This window comes from Rhodococcus sp. KRD197, from assembly GCF_017168235.1.
Lineage (GTDB): Bacteria > Actinomycetota > Actinomycetes > Mycobacteriales > Mycobacteriaceae > Rhodococcoides.
Map to the genome: position 1 here is coordinate 276,849 of NZ_JABFAO010000002.1, position 16,009 is coordinate 292,857.

The following is a 16,009-nucleotide window of genomic DNA, read 5'->3' on the forward strand; positions in this document are numbered from 1 at the left end:
GGATCGGTAGGCAGTACGCGCGCGGGGAAGTGACCGGATCGAAGTCGACTACAGCGTCGGGAGCTTGACGACCTGCCCTGCATAGGAAAGTCCGGCGCCGAAAGCGAGCAGCAGAGCGGTGTCGCCTGGCTTCGCCTTACCGGTGCGCAGCAGCTCCTCCATGGCCAGTGGAATCGACGCGGCCGAGGTGTTGCCCGTCTCGGCGATGTCGTTGGCCACCGTGGTCTCGTCGTTCAGGTTCAGGCTCCTGGCCAACAACTCGGTGATGCGGCTGTTCGCCTGGTGCGGAACGAAAGCGTGCAGTTCGTCGGTCTTGATGCCCGCGACGTCGAGCACCTTCTGTGCTGCTTTGCCCATCTCGAACGCAGCCCAGCGGAACACGGAGATCCCGTTCATCTTGATCCAAGGGCGTTCGATGCCCTCTTTCATGATGTAGTCGTACCAGTCCACGGTCTGGTAGATGGCGTCCGCCTGCGAACCGTCGGAGCCCCAGACAGCGGGCCCGATCTCGGTTTCGTCGCTCTGGCCGACGACCACCGCGCCCGCGCCGTCGGCGAAGATGAACCGCGTCGTACGGTCGTACGGGTCGGTTGTCTCGCTCAACTGCTCCGCGCCGATGACGAGGACATGCCGGGATGTTCCGGCTTTGACCAGGTCGGATGCGACGGCCAGGGCGTAGCAGAATCCAGCGCAGCCGGCCCCGATGTCGAATGCGGCGGGGCCGTTGGTGCCGAGTGCGTGCGCAACCTTCGCGGCGGCCTGCGGGGTCTGCTCGAGGTGCGTCGAGGTCGCGACGATGACCGTGTCGATCTGCTCGGCTGCGACGCCACTGGCCTCGAGGGCTTTCCTGCCGGCCTCGATGGACATGTACACGACGTTCTGTTCGGGCTTGGTGAAGCGCCGGTTCTTGATGCCCGATCGCGTTTGAATCCACTCGTCGCTCGAGTCGATGAACTCGCAGATCTCGTCGTTGGTCACCACCCGCTCAGGGCGGTGGACACCCAAGCCGAGCATTTTCGACTGGCGACCCTGAGTAGTGCTGATCGATGCGCCCATCTTCTGTGTTCCTCTCGTGCTACCGCGCCATCGCCGAGCGTCGGCTCGGGTCTTGGGCTACGGACTCGGACACACGTTACGTGTTGGCGAATTGGTGTCATGACACCAGTTCGGAGATCAGGGCTGCGACCTGGGCGGGTTGATCGATCATCGCGTGGTGGTGGGCGGGCGAGATCACGGTGAAGTGTGCGCCCAGGTACTCGGCGAGCCGGAGCTGCTTCGCGAGCCAGGCATGCCCCCACGGCGTCGGGTGGCCGGTGTGTGCCGCCGCGACCGTCACCGGCGCGACCCCGGCTCGGCCGACCATCGGCATGTCGCACCGGAGAGCGTTCAGTTCCGCTGCCATATCGGCATAGACGACGTTCTCCACCAGTGCAGCCGCGAGATACGACGGCCTGCGGTAGATGCGGTCGACCCAGTCGACCGTCTCGATCGGGACACCGTCCGGCGGGATCGAGTGATTGAGCACTCGCCTGACGGTGGGCCCGAACAGCCGTTGCATTCCGCTACGACTGAGCCCGTCGGCGAGTCGAGGCGCGAGGCCGAGCCGCCATCGCCGTGGAATCAAAGGACGGGGAATCAAAGGACGGGGAATCGACCACCAGGGTTCTCGTTCGACACTCGAGTCGAGCAGCAGCAACCCCGCCGTGCGTTCCGGATGCAGCCGCGCAAACGCCTCGACATAGAACCCGGCAATCGAATGCCCGACGACGACGGCAGGTCCGGTGAGGCCTAGGGCGTCGAGAACTCCGAGGATGCGGTCGGCCTCCGCCCTCACGGTCGGCGTCTGTCCCTCCGCGAGCGGCTCACTCAGCCCGAAACCGGGTCGATCGAATACAACGACGGTATGGGAAGCGGACAGGATGTGGGCACAATCGTCCCAGTCGAACCAGTTGCTCCCCAAACCTCCGCAGAGCACTACCACCGGGCCGTTCTGACTGCTTCGATCGCGGCGCACCACATGAATGCGCTGGTCACCGACCGTGACCATCTCGCCCGGCGGTCGTTGTTTCATGTGAAACATTTCTGTTATCTGCGCGGTTTGGCCAACGGGAACGCCAACGTCTCGCGAATACTGCCACCGGTGATGAGCATGACGACTCGGTCGACACCCATCCCCAGGCCACCCGTGGGCGGCATGCCGTACTCGAGAGCCTGCAGGAAGTCCTCGTCGAGCGACATCGCTTCCTCGTCGCCACCGGCTGCCAGCAACGACTGCTCGGTCAGGCGCTGACGCTGATCCACCGGGTCGGTGAGCTCGCTGTACGCGGTGCCGAGTTCGACGCCCCACGCCACCAGATCCCACTTCTCGGCGACGCCTGGGATGGACCGATGCGGTCGCGTCAGCGGTGACATCGACGTCGGGAAGTCCTTGTAGAACGTCGGAAACTCGGTGTAGTCCTCGACGAGATGCTCGTACATACCTTGCGCGATCGCGCCTGCGTCCCAGTCCTTCTCGTAGGGAATCTCGTTCTCATCGCACAGTCGCTGGAGTTCACGCAGGGGAGTGTCCGGGGCCACGTCGACACCGAGCTTTTCGGCGACCGCGCCGTGCAGGGTCTTGACGGGCCACTCGCCCGAGATGTCGATCTCGATCATCTCGCCGTCCGGGCCGTCGGGCCGCAGGACGATCTCGCGGCCGTGCGCGGCAACGGCTGCTTTCTGGATGAGTTCGCGGCACAGCACCATCGCGCGCTCGTAGTCACTGTGCGCCTCGTAGGCCTCGAGGATGGTGAACTCGGGATTGTGCTTGAAATCGGCCCCCTCGTTGCGGAACACCCGACCGATCTCGAACACCTTGTCCATGCCGCCGACGCACAGCCGCTTCAGATACAGCTCCGGCGCGATCCGAAGGTAGAGGTCCAGGTTGTAGGCGTTGATGTGGGTGATGAACGGCGCAGCGTTCGCCCCGCCGTGCACCTGCTGCAGAATCGGCGTTTCCACCTCCATATAACCGCGCTCGGACAGCGAATCCCGCATCGATTTGACGACGTTGCTACGCGCGATCATCAAATCCCGCGTACTGCGGTTGATGGCGAGGTCCACATAGCGCTGACGCACGCGCGATTCGGGATCGGTCAGGCCCTTCCACTTGTCCGGCAGCGGATGCAGGCACTTGGCGTTCATGCGCCAATCCGACGCCAACAGCGAGAGTTCGCCCTTCTTGCTGCGACCGATCGTGCCACTGACCTCGATGAGATCACCGAGGTCGTAGTCGGAGTCGAAGCTGTCGAGCTTGTCGCCGACCCGCATCCGGTCGAACAGCACCTGGATGTCGTCGGTCCAGTCACGAATGACGGCGAACGCGACACCGCCGTAGTCGCGGATCCGCAGGATGCGGCCGGCGATGCGGACCGTGGTTCCCTGCGGGGCCGCCAACGCCTCCGCGACGGAGTGCGTCGGGGGGTGGGCGACGGGATAGCCGTCGATACCGTCCTCGCCTAGGCGTTGCAGCTTCGAGATCCGGACGCGGACCTGGTCTGGACGCCGGGGTCCCGTGCTCGGCGGCTCCTCCGGCGAGGTTTCCGGTCCGCTGCCGTCCGGGTGGATCTCGGTGGACTCGGCGAGCGCCCGAGGCACCGAATCGTGGCTGCCCGTGTGTGTTCGGGCGCGCCGGAAGCTCGGCAGTGTCAGAAAGCCGAGACTCGGCAGGGTCAGAAAACCCTCGGCGATGGCGGAGGCAATTCCGGCTTTCGGCAGTACGCGACTGTCGGCGAAGCAGAGATACCGCGGCTCCCACTCCGGTTGATACTTCACGTTGGAGCGGTAGAGGGCCTCGAGCTGCCACCACCGTGAGAAGAACACCAGCGTCGAACGCCAGATCCGCAGTATCGGGCCTGCTCCGATTCGGCTGCCCTCCTCGAACACCGATCGAAAGACAGCGAAATTCAGCGAGATCTTGCTGATGCCGAACTGGTCACCGTTGGTGGCGAGCTCGGTCACCAACAGCTCGATGACACCGTTGGGGGAGTGCGGATCGCGACGCATCAGGTCCAGCGAGACACCCGTGCGGCCCCAGGGAGCCAAGGACAGGACCGCGACGGTCTTGTCGTCCTGCAGTGCCTGGACCAGCAGACAGTCACCGTCCAGCGGATCGCCGAGGCGTCCCAGCGCCATGGAAAAGCCGCGCTCGGTCTCGGTGTCCCGCCAGGAGTCGGCGCATTTGATGATCTCGGCCATCTCCGGGCCTGGGATGTCGCGGTGGCGTCTGATCAGGACGGTGACGCCCGCCTTGCGCGCCCGATTGACTGCTTGACGGACCGGGCGCATCTCGCGTCCGGTCAAATTGAATTGTTTGGTTCTGATGATGGCCTCGTCGCCGAGTTCGAGGACGTTGAGCCCGGCGCGCTTGAACGCCGTCGCCCCGGTCTCGCTGGCACCCATCACTGCAGGAGACCAGCCGTACTTCTGCGCGAGCACCAACCAGGCGTCGATGGCGTGCGGCCAGGCCTCGGGATTTCCGATGGGGTCGCCGCTGGCGAGGCATACACCGACTTCGACGCGGTAGGTCACTGCCGCTTTGCCGCTGGGTGCGAAAACGACAGCCTTGTCGCGTCGGGTGGCGAAGTAGCCGAGTGAGTCGTCGGCGCCCCATTTGTCGAGCAGCCCGCGCAGTGCGGACTCGTCGCTGCCGGTCAGTGCATTGGTCGACCGTTGCGAACGGAACAGTGTGATGACAGCGGCGAGGAGTGCGAGTGCGCCGAACAGGCCGAGCAGAGTGTTGACGAATCCGTGGGGGCGACCGTCGAACTGCTCGTTGTCCACGGTGGCGAGCGCCGTCACGCGGTTGAACGCCCACAGGAACGTCTGGCTCTCCGGAAGTGTGCCCGGGAACAAGGCAACGAGGCCCCAACCGAGAAGCGTGCCAATGGCGGCGCCGAGGATCAGAACGCCGAGAGCCTTCAGTCCGGCGCCGCGACGCACGCGCGTGTAGAACTGCTTTCGCGCGGCGACGAGAACGCCGATGACGACGATGTGGACACCGAGAGCGACCCAGGCGTTGACGTCGTTGTCGTTCAACCCGTCGCTGAGGTTGGTCAACGCGACGAGAACGAGATAGACCGTCAGGAACCACCAGGCGATGCGTTTGCGGCTCGCCAGCGCGGCGGCTGTCAGGCCGACGACCAGGGCCCACGCGAGCGAGGTGTCCGGCGCATCGAAGTAGTAGTCGTCGACGTACTCGCGAGGAACCCGAATCACTGCGCGCAGAGCCGGGGAGATGCTCCACAGGAACACTAGGACCGCGAACACTCCGAGTATCAGGCCGGCGATGTGCGGGACCTGGGACAGACGACCCCGTTCGGGCGGCTTCGCCACCCGGGACGGAGGTGCCTCGGTGGCCGCTGTGCCACTTCCGTCGACACCTGTCGTCGTGCTGGATGACACCGATGTGCTCGTCACTGCCCACTCCTGCCGTCAGCGCTACCAAGCCCCCGGAGGCAACGGTAGCGCCGACGGCAGCTACATCAGTGGTCGTTCGGCAATTTGCTGGCGCTACGAACCGTGAACGGCCGTGTGCTTTCCTGCCATCGCCAGAGCTGTGCGAAGCCCGCGACGCTTACCTGTTGCCGGGTCGGTACCGAAAACTTCCTTCATCCCGCCGCGGATGCGGAACTTGAGTTCCGAGGATGTCTCGGGTGCATCATCGGAGGTGGCCGAGAGAAAACGGTTGGGCAGCGACAGTTTCATGATGGTCCGCAAGGTCTGCCCGTACTGGTGCGGCAGCGATCCCGTGGTGTACGGGAGGTCGTACTTATCGCACAGTTGCTGGATCTTGACGGCGATCTCGGCGTACCTGTTGCTCGGCAGATCTGGAAACAGGTGATGTTCGATTTGGTAGCAGAGGTTTCCGGTCATGAACGCCAGCGTCTTGCCCGCCCGGAAGTTGGCGCTGCCCAGCATCTGTCGTAGATACCACTCCGGCTGCGTCTCGGCTTCGTACTCCTCGACCGTGAACTTCTCGGCGCCGTCCGGGAAGTGCCCGCAGAAGATGACGGCGTACGTCCAGTAGTTGCGGATGATGTTGGCCGTGGCATTCGCCGTCAGCGTCGACTTCCACGCCGGTCCGGTAAGCAGCGGGAACAGGATGTAGTCCTTGCCCACCTGGCTGCCGACCTTGCGGACCACGTCGATGGCCATCTCTTTCTTGTCCGACCACTTCACCTCACCGGTGCGAAGCTTGTCTGTCTCGAGGTGGTGCAGAGCGACACCCCACTCGAAGAACGTCGCGAGAAGCGCGTTGAACAGCGGCTGCGCGAGATATTTCGGCTCCCACTTCTGGTCACGGGTGATGCGCAGGATGCCGTAGCCGACATCGTTGTCCAGCCCGACGATGTTGGTGAATTTGTGATGGGTGAAGTTGTGCGAGTGCTTCCATCCCGACGACGGACACGTGTTGTCCCACTCCCAGTTGGTCGAGTGAATCTCGGGATCGTTCATCCAGTCCCACTGACCGTGAATGACGTTGTGTCCCAACTCCATGTTCTCGATGATCTTTCCCACCCCGAGAAGCGCGGAACCGAGCAGCCACGCAGGCTTCTTCCTGCTCGCGAACAGCACCAACCTGCCCGCCACCATCAGCGAACGTTGGAACGCGATGGTGCGTTGGATGTACTTCGCATCCCGCTCCCCACGAGATTCCTCCACGTCACGCCGAATCGCGTCCAGTTCCTGACCCAAGGCCTCGATATCGGCCTCGGTCAGGTGCGCGTATTCCTTGATGTCCGATATCGCCACACTTCCCCCTCATACTTTCGGTCAAGAACGGCCTGCTCACACGGTCCGATTACGCACGATGTGGCCCCCGTCACTCACCAGGTTACGGGGTGGGACCGACAGCGTCGACATGTGCGGCCGACAGGGGCCCGGCCGGGGTGAGGCCCGGGCGTTCGGGAGCGAATGTCACCTTCGGTCACCTTCGGTCACCTTGGCTGCACCGAATGCCACATTCGGTCACTCAGAGTGTGTGAATGTCGCATTCGCTCACCTGAACTGGAGCGAATGTGACATCCGGTCACCAGGAGCAAGCAAACTCCGCTCGAAAAGTTGTCCACAGGCGCCGACTCATCCAACGCGAGCGGCCGAATATGTCGCACCCGTGGGGTTGCATGCGCCTCATGAAACGTGGGGGCTGGGCAACAGACGAGCATTTACTACGACAACACTCGAAGAACAGTGTCATTCGTACATCGGTATTGCGAAAGATGGGGGTCGGCGCGAAGACCATTGTCGACAGGACGGCGGGTGGTCCGTGGCAACGAATATTGCCCGGGCTGGTTCTGCTTCACAATGGTCCACCGACCTGGACACAGCGCGTGACGGCTGCAGTGATGTACGGCGGCGGCGAGGCAATGCTGACAGGACGCGCGGGGCTTGCGCTTCATGGATATTCGACATCGGCTCACCACAGCCAGACGATGTTGCTGATTCCGCACGGCAGCCACCGCAAAGACACCTCGTTCGTTTCCGTCGAGAGAACATGGCGCCTGCCGGGAGCCGTCCGTAAGTCGGGTCTGTCGGTCGCGCCGCTGGACAGGTGTTTGCTCGACGCCGCACGTCGGACCGTCGACGAAAAGGCCTGCACTGCGTTGATTGCCGAGGTTGTTCAACGTGGTGATGCCGACGTCGTCTCACTGCTCACCGAGCTGAACGAAGGTTGCGGCCGGGGAAGTGCGGTGCCGCGTCGCGTCCTGCGCGATCTCGGGGCAGGCGCGCACTCTGTTGCAGAGCTCGAAGCCCAGAAGCTATACGCGCGGAGCGGGCTCCCTCCGATGGTTCACAACTGGAATGTCTATGCCGACGACGGGAAACTCATCGGATGTTTCGACAACTGGCTGGATCCAGTCGGCTTCGTATGGGAAATCGACTCGTTCGAGCATCACAGTTCACCGGCGGCATACGAGAAGACGATGACACGTCGCGCCTCGGCACAGGGCTATGGCCTGGTCGTCGTGTCGCACACTCCGCGGGCCATCCGCACGCAACCAGAGGTCGTCATTGCGGACTTGCAGCGGGCATATCAGCTGGCGCTGCAGCGACCTCGCCCGAACGTTCGAGCGGTCGATCCGGGGCAGATGAGTCACTTGGCGTCGTAGATCCAGATCATCTGACGGCCGGTCTGACCCGGCGACGTGATTGGATGATCGATCACGTGGTCCAGGCGGTATCCCAGGCGCCGGGGTACGGCAAAGCTACGTGGATTAGCCGAGTCGCAATGGATTTCGACGCGTCCAATACCGTCCAGTGTCAGCGCGATATCGGTCAGCGCTGACACGGTTCGTGTTATGACACCGTGGCCTTCGGCTTCGGTGGTCAGCCAGTAGCCGATCTCGACTGCTCCCGAGCCAGTGCGGCGCAGGCCAGCTTTGCCCAGTACGCCGTCGCTGGTGTCGGTGAGTAAGTAGTCGTAGACCGATCCCGAGTTCCACTGGACCATGGCGTCTGCGATTCTGGCTCGCTGGGTTCCTGCAGTGCCGGCGTCCGGGACGGCCCACTCCATCCATTCGGACAAGCGTTCGAGGTTCTCCGCGATGGCTTTCGCCACGGCCTCGGCATCAAATTCGCTCTCGCGACGGATGACGACACCGTCCAACTCGATCCGTTCGGGTGGCATGCTCGGCATAGATGAAAGTGTGTACGCGGCGGTGTCCGTAAGCGAACCCATTTCGACGTCCGAGCGGTGTTCCAAGGTGACCGAATGTGACATTCGCTGGTACACATGGTGACCGAATGAGGCCCTCGCACACTCTGAGTGACCGAATGTGACATTCGGTCAGATACAGGTGACCGAAGGTGACATTCGGTCCAGGAACAGGGCAGCAGAGCCACACGCCCCTACGACGCTCGCCACGACCTCCAGGTCAGTTTGCCGACGATGATGACTGGGCCCGCGGGGCGCTCGGCTGAATACTGCTGGTACTTGGCAACGAGAGCGTCGATGGCAGCTTCGCCCTCGTCGGTGTCGGCGTCGATCACGCGGGCGGATCCGTCGGCGCGCACCCACCAGAGTTTGGTCCAGTCGTCGTCGTAGTTGTCGACGATGAGGCTCACGACGGGGTCGGCGCGAATGTTTTCGAGACGCTGCAGTTTCCGGGTCGACTTTGGCTTCCAGTCGATGGCACTGACGAGTTCGTCGCCGACGCGTGCGAAGACGATGGGCACCAGGTGTGGTGTGCCGTCGGGATTGATAGTGGAGAGCATGGCGCGGTGGGCGCTGGAGAAGCGGCCGATCTCGTCGTCGATCTTCACGTTGTCGGCGTTCTCGGGTGATGCAGATGGCATGGGTTACGCAGATGCACTGTGCGCGCCGTTCTGGAGGAGGATGTTCTCGAGCTGAGTGGTAGTCATCGGACGACCCAACAGGTGACCTTGCCCGAAGGTGACTCCGATGTCGACGCAGAAGTCGAGTTGTTCGGCCGTTTCGATGCCCTCGATGACGGTGTCCTTGCCGAGATCGTGTGTGACTTCCACGACGGCTTTGCACAGAGCCGTCATCGCTCGGCGTCGGTGCAGGTCGCGGCTATCGAGGTGCTGGGTGAGGGATTTGTCGATCTTGAGGATGTCGACCGGGAGGGTGGCGAGGCGTTCGAGCGAGGAGAATCCGGAGCCGAAGTCGTCGATGGCCACGAGGCATCCGCGTCGGCGAACGTCCATCAGTTGGTAGTGGACGGCGTCGATGTCGTGGAGAGATTTGGATTCGGCGAGTTCGAGCACGAGCCGCCCCGGTTCGATGCCCATCCCGTCGATGATGTCGATGACGTCGGTCGCGAGTGTTCCGGCTTTGAAGTGCAGGGGGCTGACGTTGACGCCGACCTGAACGTTCAGGCCATTGCGCTGCCACGCCGCGATGGTGCTGCCCACCTGACCGAGGATCCAGTTGCTCAGCGGAATGATCAGGTCCGCTTCTTCGGCGAGCGGGATGAAACTGTCCGGTAGGAGTAGACCCAGTTCGGGGTGATTCCACCTGATGAGTGCTTCTGCACCGACGACCGCTCCCGAGGCGAGTTCGACGATCGGTTGGTAGACCATCTCGAGTTCGTGCTCGGCCATCGCGACGCCGCGTAGGCGCTCGACCATCTCGAGCCGTTTGCGGTTGCTGTCTCGCAGGTCGGTGGAGAACACCTGGTGACTGTTGCGACCGAGCGATTTGGCGGCGTGCATCGCGGTGGTGGCGTCGTGCACCAGTTGGAGTGCTTCGGTGGTTTTGTCGTCGGAGGTGGCGACGCCGACGCTCGCGGTGACGGTGAGGCGCCGATCGTCGACTTCGAAGGCTGGTTCGAGAACGCTGGAGAAACCTGCGGCCAGAGCGCGGGCCGCGATGGATGTACAGCCGCGGGCAATGACGACGAACTCGTCGCCGGTGAGTCTGCCGAGTGTGTCGGTGGGGCGCGTGGAGGCGGCGATACGTTCGGCGATGAGCTGGAGCAACTGGTCGCCGTGCGTTGGGCCGAGGGCGTCGTTGAATTCCTTGAATCCGTCGATGTCGACGAGCAGGACGCTGACCTCGTCGTCCGGGTTTCGAGTTGCGAGTTCTCGCTCGAGGAGTGCCTCGATCTCGTCCTTGTTCGGCAAGCCTGTGAGCGGATCGTGACGAACGACCTCCTCGGGCACCGTTCGTGTCACGTTCGTGTGGGTCAGGTAGACGCCACCGCCTTCGGCGAGGCGACTCGCGCGCAACCTGATGCGCGTGGCGGCGACGTCGTAGTCGATCACGTACACCTGCTGCTCGCCTGCGGCGACGGCCTGCAGACCTGCGAGAACAGCTGCGGCAACGCGATCACCGTGCTCGGCGGTTCTGCGGCACCGATCGAAGTAGTTTTCGCCCGGCGCCCAGGGTTTGCTTTCCGGGTGGTGCGCCCAGTGCTCGGCCCAGGCGCGGTTGACCAACATGATTGTGCCGGAGTGATCGAGGACGACCGTTCCGGCGGGTACGGCATCAAGCATCGACTGGGCGAGTTCGTCCGTCCATTCGGTGACGGCGGAGTTCGCGGCGGCAGGGTTGGGCGCTGATGGCTCTCGGCTCATGCTCCCCCCCTGTGGCCGTTCGGCCGCGATGAAGAATAACGCGAAAGTATGGTTTTGCGCTATAAACAAGGTTTGCGCCCTGTTTTGCAGATGTTGGGGCCGTCAGGACAGTCGAGTGCTGGTGCGAACCTTCAACGACCATTCGGCAGGTGGAATCTCGCGCAGGGAGCCCAGCACCCATCGGGCGGCGTCGTGTCCCTGGTCGTACAGCGACTGGGCGACGGTGGTGAGCCCGGCCGCCTCGGCGACGTCGGAATCGTCCCAACCTGTGACGGCGACACCGCCGCCGATATCGAGTACACCCAGGGCAAGATCGTCGCTCGAGGCGAGCACGGTGTCCACTTCGTAGTCGCGCTGCAGTGCGGTTGCGGCACGGGCACCTTCTGTACGAGCGTTCGTCGGCACGAAGGCCACCGGTACGTCGGCCCAGTCGAAACCGGCGTCGACGACGGCGCGGCGGTAGCCGGCCAGCCGAGCAGATGTGACGGGGAAGGTGGCCGCGGCCGGATCCGGGCCGAGAACGATTTCGCCGACGCGATCGCGATCACGCGGGAAGCTGATCACCGCGGGCCGATGCGCGCCGCGAAGTCCGACGGCGCCGATGGCCTGCGCGGCCTCGAGGTCGTCTATCCCGACCAGCTGGGTGCCCGGGTAGCGCGGTCCACCTTGGATGCAGATCGGCTTGCCGGTGCCGACGGCGATCTCGAGCACCGGGTCGTCGACGGCGGTGGTCCACAGCACGAAGCCGTCGACGTGAGCGTCTCGTACGCGATCGAGGTCGACGCCCTTGCGCGAATTGGGCAGGAGAACGAGTCCGGTATCGGTGTCGAGGCAGGCTTCGGCGATGCCGGACAGAAATGCCCGGGCCTGCGCGTTCTCGAACGAGTAGGTGAGCTTTTCGGTCAGTACGACGCCGAGGTTGTTGGTTCTGCCGCTGCGTAGCGATTGTGCGGCCCGGTGCGGGCCGGTGTAGCCGAGGCGGGCGGCGGCGGCGCGCACCCGTTGCTTCGTGGCGTCCGAGACTCGCCCGGGTTGGTTGAAGGTGTACGACACGCTCATGGTGGACACGCCCGCGGCGGCTGCGACATCGGCCATCGTCGGGCGGGTGCTCATGGGGCAACCCTAGCGGCTCGGCGTGTGGTGTGTAACGATACACAACGTGCCTCGACTCAACACGATCCGACTTCTCGTACTCGCGGCCGCCGCATTCGTCTACGTCACCGCAGAGACGTTGCCGATCGGCCTGCTGCCGGAGATCTCGGCCGATATGGGCGTCAGCGAGTCGAGCGTCGGTCTGCTGCTGACCTTCTACGCGTACGGTGTCGCCGCGATGACGCTGCCACTGATCGCCTTCGTACGTCGATGGCCACGCCGGCGCGTCGTGGTGGTGACGGTGGCCGCGCTCGCCCTTTCGCAACTGGTGTCCGCAGTCGCCGTCGGATACCCGATGCTCGTGCTCGCACGAATGATCTGTGCCGCAACACACGGAGTCTTCTGGGCAGTGGTCGCGCCGGTGGCGGCATCCCTTGCCGCCCCGGGAAAGAAAGGTAGAGCCATCGCCATGGTGTACGCCGGTACGTCACTGGCGCTGGTGGCCGGAAACCCACTGTCCGCGGCGCTGGGGCAGTGGCTCGGATGGCGAACGGCCGCGGCGTCCATCGGCGTCGTTTCGGCTCTCATCGCGTTGACGCTTTACCTCGTCTTACCCGTCATGACGGCGCCGGCTCGGGCTCGAACCGGGGCCTCGGTGCGCGGAGGGACTCCGGTGCTCGACCGATCGCTCGTGATGATCTGTATCGCAACGTTTCTCGCTGTGCTCGGCCACTTCATCGCGTACACCTACTTCTCGCTGCTCGTCGATCGCGGCGTGGGTTCGATCGGCACGACACTGACCCTCATGCTGCTGATCTACGGGCTGTGCGGCGTGGCGGGTATCTGGATAGTGGGCAAGACATTCGACCGCTGGCCACGCCGATCCACCATCGGCGCACTGACCGCTGTGACAGTCGCACTCGCGGTGTTGTGGACGACACTGCAGTCGGCGCCGGGATCGCTGGCAGTGGTGGCGGTGCTGGCTATCGGCCTGTGGGGTCTGGCGTTCACCACCGTGCCAGTCTGCCTGCAGTCCTCGGTCCTGAACACCCCTCGCGCCGACCCCGACCGTGCGTCGGCGTTCTACGTGGTCGCCTTTCAGTTGGCCATCGCCACCGGCGCCTTGATCGGCGGGGTGATCATCGATCGCAGCAGCATCGCAGTCGTCACCGCGACCTCCGCCCTACTGGTCGCGGCGGCATTGCTGACGGTCGTGCTCGCGCGCACGTCGTTCCCGGTCCGTCGGCGAGTCGAGCTGGTCGGGGTGTCCGGGTGACGCCCGGGTGACCGAATGAGGCCCTCGCGCACTCAGAGTGACCCAAGGTGACATTCGCTCACCTCAGCGGCGAACAAGCGGTGCACAGCCGACGAGAGAATGCCGATACCGTCGGTGGACAACACGGACTCCGGGTGGAACTGTACCGACTCGAATCCGTTGCCGCGCAGCGCATTGATGTCGGGTCCGTCGGCCGAAACCAGCACTCCCGGCCTGGGCCCGCCTCGCGCGACGAAGGTGTTGTAGAAGCCCACCGTGCAGCGCTGACCGAACACCTCGGCCTCCTTCTGCACTCCCTGTTGCGGGCGGTCCAGTGCCACCACGTCGAACCCCAGAATGCCGGCGAGCACCTGATGACTCAGACACACCGCGAGCAGCGGCAACCCTGTCGAAAGCCGTTCGCGTACTGCTGTTTCTGCTCGACGGATACGCGGGTCGCTACTGCTCCGCGGATCGCCCGGACCCGGACCGCAAACCAGTAGATCCGCCTCGGTTCCAGTGAAGTGTTCCCAGCGCACTATGGACACCTCCATGCCGAGGTGCCGAAGTTGGTGCGCCAGCATCGCCGTCCACTGATCCTCGAAGTCGACGACCGTCGCAGTTCTCCCCAGAAGACCGGGAAACACCAGCAAGGGTTGCTCGTCCAACCAGAACGACGCCAGCTTCTCGTTGCGGCGTCGCAACGCCTCGGCCACACCGGGATAGCTGTCCAGCCGCACGGCGTCGACGGCCCGCGGACGGGGTGCTTCGATACCCAGCGCTGCGAGCACACCACCGAGTTTCGATCGTGTCTCCGCAACCTCGTGCTCCGGTACCGAGTTGCGCACCAACGTCGCCCCCGCCGAGATCTTCAGCTCGCCGGTCGGAGATATCTCGCAGGTGCGGATCAGAATGGGTGCATCGACCGTGCTGACGCCGTCGGACGTCTCGAAGAGCGCGAGAACTCCCGAGTAGTAACCGCGCCCGGACTTCTCGTACCGCTCGATGACGCGGGCAGCGTTCTCGATGGGTGATCCGGTGACGGTGGGAGCGAACATCGTCTCGCGCAGAATCTCGCGTGGGTCGAGGGCGGAGTCGCCGACGAGTTCGTACTCGGTGTGGGTGAGGTGCCCCATCTGCTTGAGCCTCGGCCCGATGACTCGTCCGCCTGCGGCGCAGATCCGGCTCATCATCTTGAGCTCCTCGTCGACCACCATGAACAGTTCGGCGCTTTCCTTCGCGTCGCCGAGGAAGTCGAGAACACCGGTGCCCGACGGGCCCTCGACGGGGTGGCGATAGGTGCCGCTGATGGGGTTCATCACAGCCGACGTGCCGTCGAAACTCACGTGACGCTCCGGCGTCGCACCGACGAGCGTGACCGATGGCGTGTGGACGAAGAACGTCCAGTAGGAGCCGGATTCACCGAGGAGCAGCCTGCGGAAGATCTCGAGACCGGCCCCGAGACCAGCCTCGAGGTTCGCGCGGAAATCTCGGCGGAGAACGAAGTTCGCACCGGCTCCGGTGCCGATCTCCTCGCGCAGCACCCGCGAGACAGCCGTCGCGTACTCGTCGTCCTCGGGAAAGAACCGGCCACCCGACAGCTCCAGGTCGGCCGCCGTCAACACCGCCAATACGTCGTCGATGCTCACTCGCGCGCGCTCCCGAACCTGTAGGCAGTGGAGCCGCGCATCGTCGTCGTGGCACACGAACCCGCGTTCCTGGATCTGCCGATACGGCACCAGCGCGAGAACATCGGGGCCCTCGGTGTCCAGGCGCAGGGGGATGTCGGCGAGCGTGTCGACGGTGACGACATCGCCGACGAGTACGTCGACCCCGCGCTCGCGGGAGACGATCGCGAAGGGCTCGGCCCCGGCGATGGCCCTGCTCAACAATTCGTGCATCGGAAAACCTCTCGGATCGAAAAAGCGCCGAGGTGGTCCGGACATGAAAAATGGCCACCTCGAAGGGGCGGCCACGGGTACTGCTACGCGAAAGTGTGGGCGCCTAGGAGCGCCACCACCATGATCCGGCTGTGGACGAGTTCGCGTACATGTCGAGTCACTCTACACACTGCCGGCGGCTTCGCCGCATGTGCGCGGAAATACGTGTCCCACTATGTATTTCCGCGCACGTGCGCGTTTACGCGTCTCTTGCCCGGCGGCGCTGCTCCTCGGCGCGCGCTCGGCACTGCCGGAGGAACTCCTCGTCGGCCGCGGGATCGGTCGCGACGGCTCGACCCGGCTTCGCGTCGTACTCGGGGAACGCGGACCTCTCCCGACGACCACCCCCGGCGCCACCCCAGATGCCACCGTCGACGGGCCGTCCCGCGAGCAGCCACGCGATCGACCCCGCGAGCGGAAGGAACACCACCAGCAACAACCACACCATCTTCGGTAGGTGACGGATCCCGCCCTCGTCCGCAGTGATGACGTCGATCAAGCAGAACACCCACAGCAACATGATGAGCAAGCCGAGATAAGGCACTCCGCGGTCCTCCCGTATGGACTGGCCCCCATTGAAGACCAGTCGGTCCTTTGCGTGGAGAACCATACAGTGAAGATCCGTACCGCGGGGGCCCGCGCG

Annotated in this window: 12 protein-coding genes; 2 read left to right on the forward strand and 10 right to left on the reverse strand. The window is 64.2% G+C overall.

All coding sequences use genetic code 11. The features are described 5' to 3' along the window. Window positions 1–48: 48 nt before the first annotated feature. The 4 genes from J1M86_RS03550 to J1M86_RS03565 form a co-directional block, all read right to left on the reverse strand. On the reverse strand, window positions 49–1,056 hold the full coding sequence (locus J1M86_RS03550) for a beta-ketoacyl-ACP synthase III (protein WP_206508844.1): 1,008 nt from the start codon (window positions 1,054–1,056) through the stop codon (window positions 49–51). Window positions 1,057–1,153: 97 nt separating this feature from the next. Continuing rightward, entirely contained in the window at window positions 1,154–2,047 is an 894-nt protein-coding gene (locus tag J1M86_RS03555) for an alpha/beta fold hydrolase (RefSeq protein WP_241259608.1), read from the reverse strand. A gap of 38 nt (window positions 2,048–2,085) precedes the next feature. Further along, a complete protein-coding gene (gene lysX / locus J1M86_RS03560; protein ID WP_206509126.1) occupies window positions 2,086–5,373 on the reverse strand; it encodes a bifunctional lysylphosphatidylglycerol synthetase/lysine--tRNA ligase LysX in 3,288 nt (1,095 codons plus the stop codon). 177 nt (window positions 5,374–5,550) lie between these two features. Beyond that, window positions 5,551–6,792: a fatty acid desaturase gene (locus J1M86_RS03565; RefSeq protein ID WP_206508846.1), complete on the reverse strand. Its 1,242-nt coding sequence runs from the start codon at window positions 6,790–6,792 to the stop codon at window positions 5,551–5,553. A gap of 578 nt (window positions 6,793–7,370) precedes the next feature. Here J1M86_RS03565 and J1M86_RS03570 point away from each other — a divergent pair. Beyond that, entirely contained in the window at window positions 7,371–8,150 is a 780-nt protein-coding gene (locus J1M86_RS03570) for a hypothetical protein (protein ID WP_269418017.1), read from the forward strand. Here the strand turns inward: J1M86_RS03570 and J1M86_RS03575 are convergent. From J1M86_RS03575 to J1M86_RS03590, 4 genes are all read right to left on the reverse strand, one after another. After that, entirely contained in the window at window positions 8,135–8,677 is a 543-nt protein-coding gene (locus tag J1M86_RS03575; protein WP_241259528.1) for a GNAT family N-acetyltransferase, read from the reverse strand. The genes J1M86_RS03570 and J1M86_RS03575 overlap by 16 nt on opposite strands. A gap of 212 nt (window positions 8,678–8,889) precedes the next feature. Then, window positions 8,890–9,336 (reverse strand): TIGR03668 family PPOX class F420-dependent oxidoreductase, encoded by a 447-nt coding sequence (locus J1M86_RS03580; protein ID WP_206508848.1) that lies wholly within the window; start codon window positions 9,334–9,336, stop codon window positions 8,890–8,892. A gap of 3 nt (window positions 9,337–9,339) precedes the next feature. Further along, window positions 9,340–11,079 carry a bifunctional diguanylate cyclase/phosphodiesterase gene (locus tag J1M86_RS03585; protein ID WP_083667284.1) on the reverse strand — a complete coding sequence of 580 codons (1,740 nt, stop codon included), beginning with the start codon at window positions 11,077–11,079 and terminating at the stop codon, window positions 9,340–9,342. Between the two features lie 102 nt (window positions 11,080–11,181). Next, window positions 11,182–12,192, reverse strand: coding sequence for a LacI family DNA-binding transcriptional regulator (locus J1M86_RS03590; RefSeq protein WP_206508849.1), 1,011 nt, complete (start codon window positions 12,190–12,192; stop codon window positions 11,182–11,184). Between the two features lie 46 nt (window positions 12,193–12,238). Here J1M86_RS03590 and J1M86_RS03595 point away from each other — a divergent pair, with 46 nt between their 5' ends. After that, window positions 12,239–13,447, forward strand: a complete 1,209-nt coding sequence (locus tag J1M86_RS03595; protein WP_206508850.1) for an MFS transporter — start codon at window positions 12,239–12,241, stop codon at window positions 13,445–13,447. Between the two features lie 32 nt (window positions 13,448–13,479). Here the strand turns inward: J1M86_RS03595 and J1M86_RS03600 are convergent, their stop codons facing one another. Together J1M86_RS03600 and J1M86_RS03605 are read right to left on the reverse strand one after the other, a co-directional pair. After that, the gene (locus J1M86_RS03600; RefSeq protein ID WP_206508851.1) at window positions 13,480–15,327 is read right to left on the reverse strand and encodes an anthranilate synthase family protein; all 1,848 of its coding nucleotides are present in this window, start codon (window positions 15,325–15,327) and stop codon (window positions 13,480–13,482) included. Between the two features lie 238 nt (window positions 15,328–15,565). After that, entirely contained in the window at window positions 15,566–15,910 is a 345-nt protein-coding gene (locus J1M86_RS03605) for a PLD nuclease N-terminal domain-containing protein (protein WP_206509128.1), read from the reverse strand. Window positions 15,911–16,009 lie beyond the last annotated feature (99 nt).

Excerpts from the sequence above, each read along its gene's own strand:
- J1M86_RS03585 (WP_083667284.1), bottom strand. The coding sequence starts at position 11,079 with ATGAGCCGAGAGCCATCAGCGCCCAACCCTGCCGCCGCGAACTCCGCC.
- J1M86_RS03600 (WP_206508851.1), bottom strand. The coding sequence starts at position 15,327 with ATGCACGAATTGTTGAGCAGGGCCATCGCCGGGGCCGAGCCCTTCGCG.
- J1M86_RS03580 (WP_206508848.1), bottom strand. The coding sequence starts at position 9,336 with ATGCCATCTGCATCACCCGAGAACGCCGACAACGTGAAGATCGACGAC.
- J1M86_RS03575 (WP_241259528.1), bottom strand. The coding sequence starts at position 8,677 with ATGCCGAGCATGCCACCCGAACGGATCGAGTTGGACGGTGTCGTCATC.
- J1M86_RS03555 (WP_241259608.1), bottom strand. The coding sequence starts at position 2,047 with ATGGTCACGGTCGGTGACCAGCGCATTCATGTGGTGCGCCGCGATCGA.
- J1M86_RS03590 (WP_206508849.1), bottom strand. The coding sequence starts at position 12,192 with ATGAGCACCCGCCCGACGATGGCCGATGTCGCAGCCGCCGCGGGCGTG.
- J1M86_RS03550 (WP_206508844.1), bottom strand. The coding sequence starts at position 1,056 with ATGGGCGCATCGATCAGCACTACTCAGGGTCGCCAGTCGAAAATGCTC.